The following is a 13,961-nucleotide window of genomic DNA, read 5'->3' on the forward strand; positions in this document are numbered from 1 at the left end:
ACGCCAAGGAGTCTGCATGCCTATCACGGCCAACGCTTTGTACCGTGACAGTTTTAACTTTTTACGCAATCAACTGGCCAGCATCCTGATGCTGGCGCTGTTGACGGCGTTTATCTCGGTGCTGCTGAACCAAGCTTTCAGCCCCGATGCCGAACAGTTGGCGACGCTGGCCGCCTCCACCAGCGATTTTGCGTCGTCGACCGGCATGGGCATTCAGGACGTGATCCAGCAGATGACGCCGGAACAGCAGATGGTGTTGTTGAAAGTGTCGGCCGCCGCCACGTTCTCCGCGCTGGTCGGCAACGTGCTGCTGGTCGGTGGGATGCTGACGTTGATCCGTCTGGTGTCTCAGGGGCAACGCACCAGCGCCCTGCGCGCGCTCGGCGCCTCGGCGCCCGATCTGCCGCGCCTGCTGCTGCTGCTGTTTATCTGCACCTTGCTGATCCAGCTCGGCCTGACGCTGTTCGTGGTGCCGGGCGTGATCATGGCTATCGCCTTCGCGTTGGCGCCAGTGATCGCCTCCGTCGACAAGAAAGGCGTCTTCGCTTCGCTCAAGCTGAGCAGCAAATTGGCCTTCGCCAATGCGCGCGTGATTGTGCCGGCGATGATGCTGTGGTTGGCGGCCAAGCTGCTGGTGCTGTTTTTAGTGAGCCATCTGTCAGTGCTGACGCCGAACGTGGCCAGCGTCGTGCTGACCGCGTTAAGCAACCTGGTCTCCGCCCTGCTGCTGATCTATCTGTTCCGTTTGTATATGCTGCTGCGCGGCTGACGCCGGCGCAACAAATGCCCAGGGGCACGCTTCGGCGCGCCCCTTTTTGTTTACCCCACCGCGGCGGCTTCCGCCTGTTCCTTACTCTGAATCAGCTTCAGCGCCAGATAGAGATCCGGCACCAAAATCAGCTCCTTGTCCCGCCCCAACCGATTGATGCGGAACCAGCGCGTCAGTTCAGTGCGGCGCCCGGCCAGCACCAGTTTGACGTTACGCTGCAACAGATCGCGTTTCAGTTCGTCGATGGCCGCCAGCACGCTGATATCGGCATGGGTAAAGCTGGCCACCGCGTCCACCACCACCCAGCGCGGCTGGAATGGCGTACTGTCGACCAAATTGAGAATGCGGCGTTTGAAGTAGGCCACGTTGAAGTAGGTCAGCGGCGAATTGAAGCGATACATCATGACGCCGGGCACCGCCTTCACCCCATTGTTGTTGCCCATGGAATGGATCATGCCTTCGTCGTTAACACCCAGCAGCTGTTCCGTCGGCCGAAAGACGGTGTGCAGAAACTGCATCAGCCCCAGCAACACCGCCAGCCCGATGCCGCTGATCACCCCGACCAACAAGACGCTGAGGAAGGTAAATATCGCCAGGCGAAAAGCCTGCGCGTTGCGGCGGCGCAAGATCCAGATGCCGCGAAAATCCAGCAGCGACCAGGCCGCATACATCAGCACCACGCCCAATCCCGCCACCGGAATAAACTGCAGCGGCGCCATCAGGAACAGCAAGACGAAAGCGATCACCGCGGCGGCGATGATCGACACGAGCTGGCTCTTGCCGCCGTTGGCGTCATTCACCGCGGTGCGCGAATCCGCCCCGCTGATGGCGAAGCCTTGCGACAATGCGGAGACGATATTCACCATCCCCAGCGCGCGAAACTCAGCGTCAGCGTTGACCTCATAGCCGTTTTTGGCCGCGAAACTGCGGGCGGTCAGCATCATGCTGACAAAGCTCACGACCGCCAGGTTGAGCGCCGGGATCACCATGTCGCGCAGCAGCCCGGGCTGAAAGTCCGGCCACTGGACGATCGGCAACACGCCGCTGAAACCGCCCACCGTCACCACGCCATACTGCTGCAATCCGCCCGCCCAGGTGACGAACGCCGCCAGCACGATGGCGAACAGCGGCGCCGGCCAGTTAGGCCGCCATTTTTTAAATCCGAGCAGCGTCACCAGCGTCAGCAAGGACACCGCCATCGTCAGCCAGTCGCTGTGCAACAGGTTGGCCGGCAGCGCGTAGATGCGCTCGATCAGCTGCGCCGGGCGCACCGTGAACCCCAACACCTTGCCGATCTGATCGACGATGATGGTCAGCGCCACGCCGTTCAGCAGCCCGCTGAGGATCGGCCGCGACAGCAGATCCGCCAGCGCCCCCAGCTTGAACCGGCTGGCCAACAGGCACCAGCCGCCCATCATCGCGGTCATCATGATGGTCAACTGCCAATGGCGTTCCATATTGCCCGCCGCCAGCGGCGTCACCACCGCGGCGATCACCGCACAGGTGGCGGCATCGGGCCCGACGATCAGCTGGCGTGACGAACCGAACAGCGCATAGGCCACCATCGGCAAGATACAGGAATAAAGCCCCACCACCGGGCTAACCCCGGCCAGTTCGGCATAGGCGATGGCCACCGGCAAGGCGACGGCGGCGACGGAAAGACCGGCGCGCATATCCGGTTTGAGCCAACTGCGTTGATAGCCCAATAAATGCGTCAAACCAGGCGTCAGGGCCTGGAGAGATTTCCACTGCATGCTGTTTTCCGCGGTAAATTATCTGGTTATTATGGCACTTACTATGCGATCTGCGGCCAGCGCTGGCAATGCGCCCGTGCTTTCTTGCGTAAGTTTATGCAAATTCCTGCTTTCGCGGCAGAAATCCGCCGGCCAAACGCCGATAATCGGCAGCGCCCGGCGGTACACAGAACTCGCCGAATCCGGTATAGTCGGCCGATGAACAGATGATGGATTGATTTATGAAGCAGTTTCTTGATTTCCTCCCGTTAATTGTCTTTTTCGCTTTTTACAAGCTGTACGACATTTACGTCGCTTCCGGCGCATTGATCGTCGCCACCGCGCTGGCGCTGGTGTTCACCTGGGTGAAATACCGCAAGGTCGAGAAGATGACGCTGATCACCTTCCTGATGGTGCTGGTGTTCGGCACCCTGACGCTGGTGTTCCACAACGATTTATTCATCAAGTGGAAAGTGACGGTGATTTACGCGCTGTTCGCGCTGGCGCTGCTGATCAGCCAGTGGGTGCTCAAAAAGCCGCTGGTTCAGCGCATGCTGGGCAAAGAGCTGACGCTGCCGGACAAAGTGTGGAGCAATCTCAACCTGGCCTGGGCGCTCTTCTTCCTGGCCTGCGGCCTGGCGAACATCTATGTCGCCTTCTGGCTGCCGCAAAGCGTCTGGGTCAATTTCAAAGTCTTTGGCCTGACGGTGCTGACGCTGGTATTCACCCTGCTCAGCGGCATCTATATTTACCGGCACATGCCGGCAGAACAGAAAAAATAGTTACAAATTTGTTAATGCCTGCGGCGCTTGCCGCGGGCAGTATGATGTGATTCCCTCCTTTTAAAAGCAGACTGCTATGACACAACAACGACCTTTACCCAGCGGCGAGCTGGTGCTGCGCACGCTGGCGATGCCGGCCGATACCAATGCCAACGGCGATATTTTCGGCGGCTGGCTGATGTCGCAAATGGACATCGGCGGCGCCATCCAGGCAAAAGAGATCGCCGAGGGGCGCGTAGTGACGGTACGCGTAGACGGCATGACCTTCCTGAAACCGGTGGCGGTAGGCGACGTGGTTTGCTGCTATGCGCACTGCATCCGCACCGGGCGCAGCTCGATCACCATCAATATCGAAGTGTGGGTAAAGAAAGTCTCCTCCGCCCCAATCGGCCAACGCTACCGGGCGACCGAAGCGGTGTTCACCTACGTGGCGGTCGATGCGGAAGGCAACTCGCGCGCGCTGCCTGAGGGTAAAATGAATTTCCGCGTCGGCTTCGAAGAGTAAGCCTGCGGCTGCGCCGCAAATGCAAAAAGGGTCGCCGAGGCGACCCTTTTTTTCTTGGCGCAAACCGAAATCAGTTCATTTCGGTGGTGCCGTTCAGCTTGAAACGAATATTGACGATAAGATCCTTCGCTTCTTTGGCTTGATACCGCCATTTGCGCAGCGCCTGTTTCACTTCACGCTCGAACATGTTGCGCGGCTCAGCCGACAAGATGCGCACGTTGGTCACGCGGCCATCGCTGTCGACGTCGAACTGCACCCGCACGTTGCCTTCGATCTGCAAGGCTCTGGCGCGCGGCGGATAAATCGGTTCCGCACGGCTGATCGGTTTTGGCCCGACCTCGCGCGAGTTGCCCTGTACCGGCGCGGCGGGCGCTTGTTTCACCGGCGCTTTATCGATCGGTTTGGCCGGCGAGTCGTTATTGAACGGCGAAGGCTCGCGCGGCTCGACCTTCTTCGGCTCCGGTTTCACCGGTTTTTCTACCTTCGGCTTTGGCTTGGGCTTCGGTTTCGGCTTGACCGGCTCCGGTTTCACAATCGCCTTCGGCGGCGGCTCCACAATAGGTTCTGGTTCAGGTTCCGGCTCAGGTTCCACCTGCGGCGGCTCCGGTTCTGCCGGAGCAGGCGGCGGCGGTTCAGCCATCGCGGCGGTGTTGACCATCATGACGCTGATCGGCGCCTCTTCAGGCTTTGGCAGCTCAACCACTTCTTTTACCGAAGCGTAAAGCAGTCCCGCCACCAGGGCGCTGTGCAGGCCTACGGACAAGACGAAAGGCACGGATATACGGCGATTAAGGAACATCTTTTTTAGCGGCATAATGATTCTGTTTCCTCTGGTTCGCCAAGTTTAAATGCAAATAGCAATCATATTCAATAACGAAAGGCAAACTATCGCTTTAATCGTCAGTCTCCGCGGCGAAAACCAGCAAACTCATAAGGATATTAACCTGAACGTTGCTTTTTTACCGCCGAATCAACACGCTTCGTTAACGTTCAGACGGCGCTAAAAAATAAAAAACCCGCCGTAGCGGGTGGATTGCGGTAATTAAGCGTTATTCTTCATCACCATAGTAGAGCACGCCCAGTTTGATCAGCGGCCGCCCTTGCGCTTTGCGATGCAGGTTGGTGTCGCGCAGCGAATAGACGCAGCCGCAGTATTCCTGCTGATAGAAGCGTTCGCGCTTGCTGATCTCTATCATGCGGGCCGCGCCGCCCTTCTTGCGCCAGTTGTAATCCCAATACACCAGATCGGGATACTTTTCCGCCGCCCGAATGCCGCAGTCGGTAATCTGCTGCATGTTCTTCCAGCGCGAGATGCCGAGCGAGCTGGAGATGGTGTCGTAACCGTGCTCATGCGCATACAGCGCCGTGCGCTCAAAACGCATGTCGAAGCACATGGTGCAGCGAATGCCGCGCTCCGGCTCATGTTCCATGCCCTTGGCGCGTTCGAACCAGTTGTCGGTGTCATAATCGGCATCGATGATCGGCACCCCGTGCTTTTCGGCGAAACGGATGTTCTCTTCCTTACGCAGCAAATACTCTTTTTGCGGGTGAATGTTGGGGTTATAGAAGAAAATAGCGTACTCGATGCCGGACGCCTGGATCGCTTCCATCACCTCGCCGGAACAGGGCGCACAGCAAGAATGCAGCAGCAGTTTGCTTTTGCCCGCAGGCAAATCGAGTTTTTCCCTTACCAGTTCCGTCATGTCCTCACCTCAATGGCATATCTGTTTAAGCGCGCCGCACTATACGAATAAAAAGTAGCGGCTTCAAGGCATAAGCGCCAATCCCCCCATAAATTCACCGCGCGCCGTTCCCCTGCCGCGCCTTTTGCGCTACCTTGGTAGCACCGTTTTATAGCCATGATTTTACAGGTGAAATATGCTTTATCTGATCTACGCGCAAGACGTTCCCCACTCACTGGAAAACCGTCTGGCGGTGCGCCCGGCACATCTGGCGCGCCTGCAGGCGCTGCGTGACGCCGGCCGTCTGGTGGTCGCCGGCCCTAACCCGGCCATCGACAGCAACGATCCCGGCGCCGCCGGCTTCACCGGTTCAACGGTGATCGCCGAGTTCGCCTCACTGGCGGAAGCCCAGGCCTGGGCGCAGCAGGATCCGTACGTCGCCGCCGGCGTCTACGCCGACGTGACGGTGAAGCCGTTCAAGCAGGTGTTCTGATCTCCAGCCCTCCGAATACCGGGAACGCCCCGCTATACGGCGTTTCCGGCGCTAGCTACACCTCAGCGTCACCGTCGCGCTCGGTTCGTCTTCCCCGCGCGGTCGATATTCATGTTCCGCCCCGGAAATACTCACCGATAACGCTTTCCAGCATCGCCACCGCCGATTGACCGGCGGCAGCGGCAGAGCGCAGCAGCTGCACTTCGTGCGGAGCGACCGACGGCAATTCGTCGAGGATCCGCATCGCCGCCGTCACGCGTGCGCGGTCGAGCAGCGTGACGGCCAATCCTGCCTCGACGGCGGCAGCCACCACGCTGGCCGAAGGGCTGCTCACAACCACTCGCCAATACCTTCCCGCCCCGCTCAATGCATCGATCATAGCCTCTCGGTAAGGGCAATCGGCGGCATGCAACGCCAATGGTATCGGTTGGGCCATATCCAGCGCCAATCGGCGGCCGCCAACCCAAACCGGCGCAGTCACCGCAAGCGGCATCTGGCGCAGTCCCCCCATCGGCAGCACCGCCAACGCCAGCTGTAGCCGGTTGCGTCCGATCTGTTCAACCAACGCCTGGCTGGCGGCCGTAGACACCTCCAGCATCACCGCAGGAAAACGGGTGGCAAACGCCGGCAGCACATCGCGCATGACATGTGATGCGTATTCATCAGGCACTCCCAGCTTGATGTGCCCACTCAGCGGTGCGCCCTGCAGCTCACGCAGAATATCGTCGTGGGCATTCAACAGCCCGAGCGTCGAGGCCAGCAGTTTTTCGCCTAAGGGCGTCAACACGACGGACTGATTGTCGCGCTCCAGCAAGCGGCCGCCCACGACCTGTTCCAGACGCTGAATATGAACGCTCACCGCGGCTGGGCTGCGATGAACAAAGGCCGCCGCCGCACGAAATTGCCCCAAACGGGCGATAGCGTGAAAAGTGCGCAAAAGATTAATGTCCAGGGTTGGCCGCATGGTTTAACTCCATTAAACAACTGAACGAAAATTATTCGATTTATTAAATTATAGCGGCTCACTACCCTTGGGGAAAAAGGAGAAGATCACCATGCCCCTGTCAGAATTTCGTCCACCTTCCTGCCGCGATAAGGTGGGCGACAAAGCCGCCGTCTGGTTGCCGGCAGCGGAAGTCCTGCTGATCGTCGCCTGGAGCTCGGGCTTTGTCGGCATCCGTTTCGCCGCCGATTACGCGCCGGTGTTGCTGGTGGCGTTCTGGCGCTGTGTCGTGGTCGCTTTACTGCTGATGCCGTTTAGCCTTCGCGCCATCAGGCGCTCCTCGTCGCAGTCGGTAGCCGCTCATGCCGGGATCGGGCTGCTTGCCATGACCGGATACCTGACCGGCGTCAGTAAAGGCATCGAGTACGGCGTGCCGACCGGGTTGGCCGCGCTCATCGCCGATTTGCTCCCTCTCGGCACCGCACTCTTGAACATGCTGTTTCTACGCCGGCTGCCCGATGGCCGCGTCTGGCTCGGCCTGGCATTAGGCTCTCTCGGGGTGATATTGGCGACGGGCGGTGCTATTTCCTGGGGAAGTGCGCCATTGTGGAGCTACCTGTTGCCGCTGGCGGGGATGCTGTCACTGGCACTGGCGACGCTGTGGCAGCAACGGCTGCCGCAGGCGCAAGCGCAAGCGCAAGCGCAAGCGGTGAGCCTGCCCGCCAGGTTGGGGATACAAAGCGCGATTTCAACGCTGGCTTTTGCCCCACTGGCAGGCGCAGAAAGCCCGCTGCTGCCAACCATGACGACAGGGTTGGTTATCGGCGTGCTTTGGACCGCGCTTTTGGCCACCCTGGCCGGTTACGGTTTGTATTGGTTCTGCCTTAGGCATACCTCTGCATTGCGTGTGACGAGCCTGCTGTTCCTCAGCCCCTTCGTCACCTTCTGCTGGGCATGGTTAATGTTCGATGAGCCCCTTTCCTGGCCCATGCTGCTGGGCGCAGCAACGGCGGGGAGCGGCTTGTGGCTGCTTATCCGCCCCCCCGATGAGGGGCCGGACTGAACGCGCTGAAATGAATAATGGCAGATAAGGTTAACGAAGATGCCGGCTACACGTTGCCGGCACCGTTACACGACGAGTTTTCCCCGCACCACCACCTTGCCCGGCTTTATCTCGGGATCGGCAATACGGCGGATCGCCAGATTCAACGCTTGCCAGGCGATCTCTTGCAAGTCGTGTGACACGCAGGGGAAATGGAAACCGTAGATCTCGGCATGTGAAACCTCATCGATGCTGAACAACGACACGTCCTGCATCAACGGCAACCGATGTTCGATACAGGCCTTGATGATGCCCAGTGAGATCTGGTTATTGCAGCCGACGAAAAAATCGGGGGCGGGGTTATTGGCCAGCCAGCGGCTCGTCTCTTGCCAGGCGACATCCATAAAGAAATCGGCATACCGCACGTCGAGCGAAGCCACCTTCCCTTGCAATGCCGCCTGCAAGCCAGTGACCCTGTCACGCGCAACGTTGGAATTCTCCGGCCCGGAGATCACCACCACCCGCTGCGCCTGCTGTTCCAGAAGCCAACGCCCCGCCTGAAGGCCGCAATCCAGATTATCAATATACACTCCGCTGCAGTGGTGACTCTCCAATTCCCGATCGATCAACACCACCGGTATATTGAGCGTTTCCAGACGTTTGAGGTAGGAAGGCCGGTACAGATGATCGTTGGAAATGACCGAGAGAATAATCGCATCGACGTTGTAGCCAATGAGTTTGTCGATGATCCTGTCTTCGCTTTCCTGAGACTCATAGGAGTCGAACACCAGCGTGTCGTACCCCATCTTTTGCGCTTCAAGCGTCATCAGACGCGTCAGGCCGCCAAAGAATGGGTTGGCCATGTCGGGGTTGACGATGCCAATGGTTCTGCTGCTTTTCGCCCGCAGATTGCGCGCCGCGGCATTGACCACGTAACCGAGTTCGGCGGCGGTCTCCCGAATTCTCCTCAACGTTTCCGGATGGACCTTGTCCGGCTGTGAAAATGCCCGCGAAGCGGTGATTTTGCTGACGTTCGCCTGTGCGGCGACGCTAGCCAGCGTCGCTTTCCGTCCTCGACCCACGGCCAAATGCAGCTCCTTAGCTTGAAGGTATCATTTTGTATCATTCCCGGCATCATGACAGAACTTTGTTCTTGGCGCTAATGGTTTACGCCGGCAAGACGGTTAATTCGCGGATCGGTAAAAATATCCAGCTCGTCACGGCTCTCGGAAGAGAACTCAGACACCACCGCGCCCTGCTTCCCCGCCTGAAACCAGTGACGGGTATTGGGCGCAATGGTGTATTGTTCCCCCGGCCGCAAGAGGATATAGCGATGACAGGTATACCACTGCTCCGCGCCCTCCGGCACCCGGCATACCGGTTGGCCGCCGCGATCGTTGGGCGCCAGGTTTTCATCATCGACAAACAAAAACACCTCTCCCCAACGGCAACGGAACGTCTCTTGCTTGCCGGGCGTGCCGGCAAAGGGAGGGTGTAAATGTTCCGGGCAAGTCTGCCCAGGAAACAGCACCAGCTCTTTCGCGCAATACCGAGGTGAGTTGACGTAGGTCAGCAGCTGCAACCCGGACGCGGGATAGTCGGCCAGACCAAACGTCGCAATTTCAATGCGTTGCTGTTCTTCTTCGGTCAAGATAATGTCCGCCTGGCGCAAATACTCCAGCGTAGCGGCTCTGGCGCTTTGTTGTTTGTTCATCATTCCCCCGGCAAAGTAACGGTATCGATATCAACAGGCCGATATTAAAACCGTCATTGCCACGCCGATTTTGTGACCACCATCGCTATATTGAATAACAACCCGCCAGCAAAATTAACTCTCGTCGAGTAATTCCAACATTGATCACAGTTTAACCACCCGCATTAGCTCACTATCGCCGCATTGAAATGATACCGTTACCATAAAAATGATTCACCAGGAGGCAATATGAAAGCATTAGTGCTGGCCAAAGCGGGGGAAATCGCTATCGAGGACGTCCAACTGGCCGAAACGCTGGGGCCCGACGATGTACAGATAAAAATTCATTCCGTGGGCATCTGCGGCAGCGATGTGCACTATTACCAGCATGGCCGCATTGGCCCGTTTGTGGTCAAAGCCCCGATGGTGCTCGGCCATGAGGCCGCCGGCGTGGTGCTCGCGACAGGTGAAAACGTCACTCACCTCAGCGTCGGCGATCGCGTTTGCATGGAGCCCGGCATTCCCGACCTCAACTCGGCGCAGACGCGCGCCGGGATTTACAACCTGGACCCCGCCGTTCGCTTCTGGGCGACGCCGCCGGTGCACGGCTGTTTGCGCGAAACCGTCATCCACCCCGCCGCATTCACGTTCAAACTGCCGGACAACGTCAGTTTCGCTGAAGGCGCCATGGTTGAACCCCTGGCCATCGGCATGCAAGCGGCCACCAAAGCCGGGATCAAACCCGGCGATATCGCGCTGGTGATCGGCGCTGGGCCGATCGGCGTGGTCACCGCCCTCGCGGCGCTGGCGGGTGGCTGCTCGGACGTCATTATCTGCGACCTGTTTGACGAGAAACTCGCCGTGGCGGCCAGCTATGAAGGGCTGCACGCCGTCAATATCAAAACCGGCGACCTGGCGGGGAAAGTGGCTGCGCTCACCAGCGGCAATGGCGTCGATATCGTGTTTGAATGCAGCGGCGCAAAACCGGCTATCGCTACGCTGGCCGAACATGCGGCGCCAGGGGCGACCGCCGTGCTGGTCGGCATGCCGATCGACGCCGCGCCGATGGATATCGTCGCCGCGCAGGCCAAGGAAATCACCTTCAAGACCATTTTCCGCTACGCCAACATGTATCCGCGCACGCTGCGGTTGTTGAGCAGCGGCAAATTGCGCGTCCAACCGTTGATAAGCCAAACCTACAAATTCTCCGACAGCGTGGCCGCCTTCGAGCGCGCGGCGGCGGGACATGCCTCGGACATCAAAATCATGCTGGAAATGGAGTGATCCTATGGCGCTCTATGCTGGCATAGACTGCGGTACGCAAGGCACGAAAGTCGTGATTGTCGACAGCACACAGGGCGTGATCCTCGGTGAGGGCAGCGCCCCTCACCGCCTCATCAGCCAAGCCAATGGCCGGCGCGAACAAGAGGCCGACTGGTGGATTGAGGCGTTGGTCACCGCGTTTCGCCAAGCCGTGACTAACGCCGGTATTGATGCCGGGGAAATTAACGCTCTGGGGGTCTCGGGCCAACAGCATGGATTTGTGCCGCTGGACGCAGACGGCAACGTGCTGCACAGCGTCAAGCTGTGGTGCGATACCGAAACCGCGGAGGAAAACGAACTGATGCTGCAGCGGCTCGGCGGCGCCAAGGGCTCGCTGGACAAGCTCGGCCTGCGGGTCGCCACCGGTTATACCGCGTCAAAAATCCTTTGGTTCAAGACGCACCATCCGGCGCTCTGGGCAAAACTGCACACCGTGCTGCTGCCGCATGATTATTTGAACTTCTGGTTGACCGGGGAGCGTGTAGCGGAATATGGCGATGCTTCCGGCACCGGGCTGTTCGATGTGCGCGCCCGTAGCTGGAGTCAAGCCGCCGTCAATCTTATCGATGACAGCGGCCGTTTATGGCATGCCCTGCCGCCGCTCAAAAGCGCGGAATGCTGCATCGGCACGGTGCGCCCCTTCGCGGCGGAAAAGCTCGGCCTTGGCCCGGCAGTTCGGGTCTCGACCGGTGGCGGCGACAACATGATGGCGGCTATCGGTTCCGGCAACATCGAGGCCGGCACCGTTACCCTAAGCCTGGGCACCTCCGGCACGCTATTCGCCTGGTCCGCCGCGCCCGTTGTGGCGGAATCCGACATGATTGCCGGTTTCTGCTCCAGCACCAACGGGTGGCTGCCCTTGATATGCACCATGAATGTCACCTCGGCCACCACGGCCATGCAGACGCTGCTGGACGAAGATCTTGACGGCTTTAACCGCTTATTGGCGCAGGCGGCGCCGGGTGCCGGCGGCGTCGAGATGCTGCCGTTCTTCAACGGCGAACGCGTTCCCCCGCTGCCCCACGCGCGCGCCAGCCTGCATAACCTCGATAGCGACAATTTTACTCGCGCCAATCTCTGCCTGGCGGTGGTTGAAAGCGCCACCTACGGCCTGCGCTATGGCATCGAGCTGTTTCGCCGCCAGGGCATCGAAACGCGCGAGATCCGCCTCACCGGTGGCGGCGCCCGCAGCGCCGCCTGGCGACAAATCGTCGCGGACGTGATGGGGTGCCCGGTGGTCTGCCTGAACGTCAAAGAGACCGCCGCGCTGGGCGGCGCCATTCAAGCGATGTGGGCGACGTCGTTGGCCGATCGCCCGCACCAGAACGCCGCCGGGCTCTTGGCTGAACTGTGCCAACGCTTCGTTTCCCTGGATGAAGCCACGCGCACGACGCCAAACGCCGACAGGCAAACGCAATACGAGACGCTTTATCAACGGTACCTGCAGCGTTTGCAGCGGACATACCCGGAGGTTCAATCGTGACGCGAGATCCCCATACGCAAGCCCCTGCCTATCTGCTGGAAGTCAGCGGCGTCAGGAAAGCCTTTGGCCCGGTCGTGGCGCTCAAGAACGCCGAGTTTTGCCTGCGGCGCGGATCCATCCATGCCCTGTGCGGCGGCAACGGCGCGGGGAAATCCACCTTTCTCAGCATTCTGATGGGCTTTATTCAACCCGATGGCGGCGACATTTTTATCAATGGTCAACGCTGTGAATTTCATCATCCCCGGGAAGCCCTCAATGCCGGCATCGCCATCGTGCAGCAGGAGCTGAGCGCGATCCCGGACCTGACGGTGGCAGAAAACATTTGGCTGGGCCGCGAGCCGAGACGCCTGGGTTTCGTCGACTTTGCGACGCTCAACCAACGCACCACCCGTCTGCTCGAGGAACTTGATTTCAAGATCGACGCCCGAGAAAAAATGCGCAACCTGAGCGTCGCCGAGCAGCAACTGGTCGAGATCGCCAAAGCGCTGTCGCACGCCAATGCCGACATCATCATCATGGATGAACCCACCTCGGCGATTGGCGAAGAGGATGCGCAAAAAATCTTTCAGACGCTTCAGCAACTGGCGGCGAAAGGTAAAGGCATTATCTACGTCTCCCACCGTTTGTCCGAGATATTCCAAATCGCGGACAGCTACACCATTTTCCGCGACGGCGCCTATATCCATGAAGGCTATATCGCTGACATTACCCGTGAGCAGCTGATCGAACACATTATCGGCGGCGAGTACGACAGCGAGTTCGCCAAGTTCAATCAACCCGGCGAAGAGGTCTTGCTGGAGGTCAACGGCCTGTGTTGGCGCAGCAAGATAAAGGATATCAGCCTGCAACTGAAGCACGGTGAGATCCTGGGCATCTACGGCCTGGTGGGATCGGGCCGCAGCGAGTTTCTCGATCTTATCTTCGGCATTCAGCATGCCGACGCCGGCACGATTCGCTTGGGCGACAAGACGCTGAACCGCCATTCCCCGCGAGAGGCCATCGATAGCGGCATTGCCTACGTGACGGAAGATCGCAAGGAAACCGGCCTGGTGCTGTGCCGTTCCGTCAGTGAGAACATCAATATCGCCTCTTTTGCCGGCATCAGCCGAATGGGGTTCGTCAGCGAGAAACGGGAGCAGGCGCGAACCCGCGACATGATCCAGCGCTTTAACGTTAAAACCCACGATGGCGAACAGCCCGTGGGCAACCTGAGCGGCGGCAACCAGCAAAAAGTGGTGCTGGGCCGCTGGGCGCTGTTGGATCCGGAGGTTTTGCTGCTCGACGAGCCGACGCGCGGTATCGACGTCGGCGCCAAGAAAGAGATCTATCGATTTATGTCGGAGTTCGCCTTGCAAAACAAAGGGATCATCATGGTTTCCTCCGAGCTTTCGGAAATTATCGGCATGAGCGATCGCATCCTGGTGTTTCGTGACGGGCAGTTGGCCGGCGAGCTTGCGGCAGCCGATGCGACTCAGGCAGCACTGATGAAACTTGCGGTTTAACAGAGAGAGAA

The 13,961-nt window shown here is 59.3% G+C and carries 14 protein-coding genes; 8 read left to right on the forward strand and 6 right to left on the reverse strand.

Annotation, left to right across the window (positions count from 1 at the left end; genetic code table 11):
• The first annotated feature begins 16 nt into the window (after positions 1 to 16).
• On the forward strand, positions 17 to 769 hold the full coding sequence (locus ACUTQY_RS01040) for a YciC family protein (protein ID WP_033643278.1): 753 nt from the start codon (positions 17 to 19) through the stop codon (positions 767 to 769).
• 50 nt (positions 770 to 819) lie between these two features.
• On the opposite strand, the gene ACUTQY_RS01045 is transcribed toward ACUTQY_RS01040, so the two are convergent.
• Positions 820 to 2,523 carry a SulP family inorganic anion transporter gene (locus ACUTQY_RS01045; protein WP_033643279.1) on the reverse strand — a complete coding sequence of 568 codons (1,704 nt, stop codon included), beginning with the start codon at positions 2,521 to 2,523 and terminating at the stop codon, positions 820 to 822.
• Positions 2,524 to 2,744: 221 nt separating this feature from the next.
• Between ACUTQY_RS01045 and ACUTQY_RS01050 the strand changes: the two genes are divergently transcribed.
• Complete coding sequence (locus tag ACUTQY_RS01050) at positions 2,745 to 3,284, forward strand: septation protein A (RefSeq protein ID WP_033643280.1); 540 nt, start codon at positions 2,745 to 2,747, stop codon at positions 3,282 to 3,284.
• Between the two features lie 76 nt (positions 3,285 to 3,360).
• Positions 3,361 to 3,789, forward strand: coding sequence for an acyl-CoA thioester hydrolase YciA (gene yciA / locus ACUTQY_RS01055; RefSeq protein ID WP_004932085.1), 429 nt, complete (start codon positions 3,361 to 3,363; stop codon positions 3,787 to 3,789).
• A gap of 70 nt (positions 3,790 to 3,859) precedes the next feature.
• Here yciA and tonB read toward each other — a convergent pair whose 3' ends face one another.
• Complete coding sequence (gene tonB, locus ACUTQY_RS01060) at positions 3,860 to 4,603, reverse strand: TonB system transport protein TonB (RefSeq protein WP_033643281.1); 744 nt, start codon at positions 4,601 to 4,603, stop codon at positions 3,860 to 3,862.
• 235 nt (positions 4,604 to 4,838) lie between these two features.
• Positions 4,839 to 5,492: an epoxyqueuosine reductase QueH gene (locus ACUTQY_RS01065; RefSeq protein WP_033643282.1), complete on the reverse strand. Its 654-nt coding sequence runs from the start codon at positions 5,490 to 5,492 to the stop codon at positions 4,839 to 4,841.
• 175 nt (positions 5,493 to 5,667) lie between these two features.
• On the opposite strand from ACUTQY_RS01065, the gene ACUTQY_RS01070 reads away from it, so the two are divergent.
• Complete coding sequence (locus tag ACUTQY_RS01070) at positions 5,668 to 5,964, forward strand: YciI family protein (protein WP_033643283.1); 297 nt, start codon at positions 5,668 to 5,670, stop codon at positions 5,962 to 5,964.
• A gap of 109 nt (positions 5,965 to 6,073) precedes the next feature.
• Here ACUTQY_RS01070 and ACUTQY_RS01075 read toward each other — a convergent pair whose 3' ends face one another.
• Entirely contained in the window at positions 6,074 to 6,928 is an 855-nt protein-coding gene (locus ACUTQY_RS01075) for a LysR family transcriptional regulator (RefSeq protein ID WP_046687213.1), read from the reverse strand.
• Between the two features lie 91 nt (positions 6,929 to 7,019).
• Between ACUTQY_RS01075 and ACUTQY_RS01080 the strand changes: the two genes are divergently transcribed.
• The gene (locus ACUTQY_RS01080; protein ID WP_342188176.1) at positions 7,020 to 7,970 is read left to right on the forward strand and encodes a DMT family transporter; all 951 of its coding nucleotides are present in this window, start codon (positions 7,020 to 7,022) and stop codon (positions 7,968 to 7,970) included.
• Positions 7,971 to 8,035: 65 nt separating this feature from the next.
• On the opposite strand, the gene ACUTQY_RS01085 is transcribed toward ACUTQY_RS01080, so the two are convergent.
• Together ACUTQY_RS01085 and ACUTQY_RS01090 are read right to left on the reverse strand one after the other, a co-directional pair.
• Positions 8,036 to 9,037 (reverse strand): LacI family DNA-binding transcriptional regulator, encoded by a 1,002-nt coding sequence (locus ACUTQY_RS01085; RefSeq protein WP_033643286.1) that lies wholly within the window; start codon positions 9,035 to 9,037, stop codon positions 8,036 to 8,038.
• A 71-nt stretch (positions 9,038 to 9,108) separates the two neighbouring features.
• Positions 9,109 to 9,663 (reverse strand): D-lyxose/D-mannose family sugar isomerase, encoded by a 555-nt coding sequence (locus ACUTQY_RS01090; protein WP_046687215.1) that lies wholly within the window; start codon positions 9,661 to 9,663, stop codon positions 9,109 to 9,111.
• A 228-nt stretch (positions 9,664 to 9,891) separates the two neighbouring features.
• Between ACUTQY_RS01090 and ACUTQY_RS01095 the strand changes: the two genes are divergently transcribed.
• Genes ACUTQY_RS01095 through ACUTQY_RS01105 form a run of 3 tightly spaced genes read left to right on the forward strand, consistent with a single transcriptional unit; the run spans position 9,892 to position 13,950 of the window.
• Complete coding sequence (locus tag ACUTQY_RS01095) at positions 9,892 to 10,926, forward strand: NAD(P)-dependent alcohol dehydrogenase (protein ID WP_046687216.1); 1,035 nt, start codon at positions 9,892 to 9,894, stop codon at positions 10,924 to 10,926.
• A gap of 4 nt (positions 10,927 to 10,930) precedes the next feature.
• On the forward strand, positions 10,931 to 12,448 hold the full coding sequence (gene xylB / locus ACUTQY_RS01100) for a xylulokinase (protein WP_046687217.1): 1,518 nt from the start codon (positions 10,931 to 10,933) through the stop codon (positions 12,446 to 12,448).
• The gene (locus ACUTQY_RS01105) at positions 12,442 to 13,950 is read left to right on the forward strand and encodes a sugar ABC transporter ATP-binding protein (RefSeq protein WP_376697687.1); all 1,509 of its coding nucleotides are present in this window, start codon (positions 12,442 to 12,444) and stop codon (positions 13,948 to 13,950) included. The genes xylB and ACUTQY_RS01105 overlap by 7 nt, the downstream gene beginning before the upstream one ends.
• The last annotated feature ends 11 nt before the right edge of the window (positions 13,951 to 13,961 follow it).

The sequence above is a fragment of the Serratia sp. TSA_130.1 genome (genome assembly GCF_052691795.1).

What these genes read in the sequence shown, in the direction of transcription:
- ACUTQY_RS01095 (WP_046687216.1), top strand. Translation starts at nt 9,892, where the DNA reads ATGAAAGCATTAGTGCTGGCCAAAGCGGGGGAAATCGCTATCGAGGAC.
- yciA (WP_004932085.1), top strand. Translation starts at nt 3,361, where the DNA reads ATGACACAACAACGACCTTTACCCAGCGGCGAGCTGGTGCTGCGCACG.
- tonB (WP_033643281.1), bottom strand. Translation starts at nt 4,603, where the DNA reads ATGCCGCTAAAAAAGATGTTCCTTAATCGCCGTATATCCGTGCCTTTC.
- ACUTQY_RS01065 (WP_033643282.1), bottom strand. Translation starts at nt 5,492, where the DNA reads ATGACGGAACTGGTAAGGGAAAAACTCGATTTGCCTGCGGGCAAAAGC.
- xylB (WP_046687217.1), top strand. Translation starts at nt 10,931, where the DNA reads ATGGCGCTCTATGCTGGCATAGACTGCGGTACGCAAGGCACGAAAGTC.
- ACUTQY_RS01075 (WP_046687213.1), bottom strand. Translation starts at nt 6,928, where the DNA reads ATGCGGCCAACCCTGGACATTAATCTTTTGCGCACTTTTCACGCTATC.
- ACUTQY_RS01050 (WP_033643280.1), top strand. Translation starts at nt 2,745, where the DNA reads ATGAAGCAGTTTCTTGATTTCCTCCCGTTAATTGTCTTTTTCGCTTTT.
- ACUTQY_RS01045 (WP_033643279.1), bottom strand. Translation starts at nt 2,523, where the DNA reads ATGCAGTGGAAATCTCTCCAGGCCCTGACGCCTGGTTTGACGCATTTA.
- ACUTQY_RS01090 (WP_046687215.1), bottom strand. Translation starts at nt 9,663, where the DNA reads ATGAACAAACAACAAAGCGCCAGAGCCGCTACGCTGGAGTATTTGCGC.
- ACUTQY_RS01070 (WP_033643283.1), top strand. Translation starts at nt 5,668, where the DNA reads ATGCTTTATCTGATCTACGCGCAAGACGTTCCCCACTCACTGGAAAAC.
- ACUTQY_RS01040 (WP_033643278.1), top strand. Translation starts at nt 17, where the DNA reads ATGCCTATCACGGCCAACGCTTTGTACCGTGACAGTTTTAACTTTTTA.
- ACUTQY_RS01080 (WP_342188176.1), top strand. Translation starts at nt 7,020, where the DNA reads ATGCCCCTGTCAGAATTTCGTCCACCTTCCTGCCGCGATAAGGTGGGC.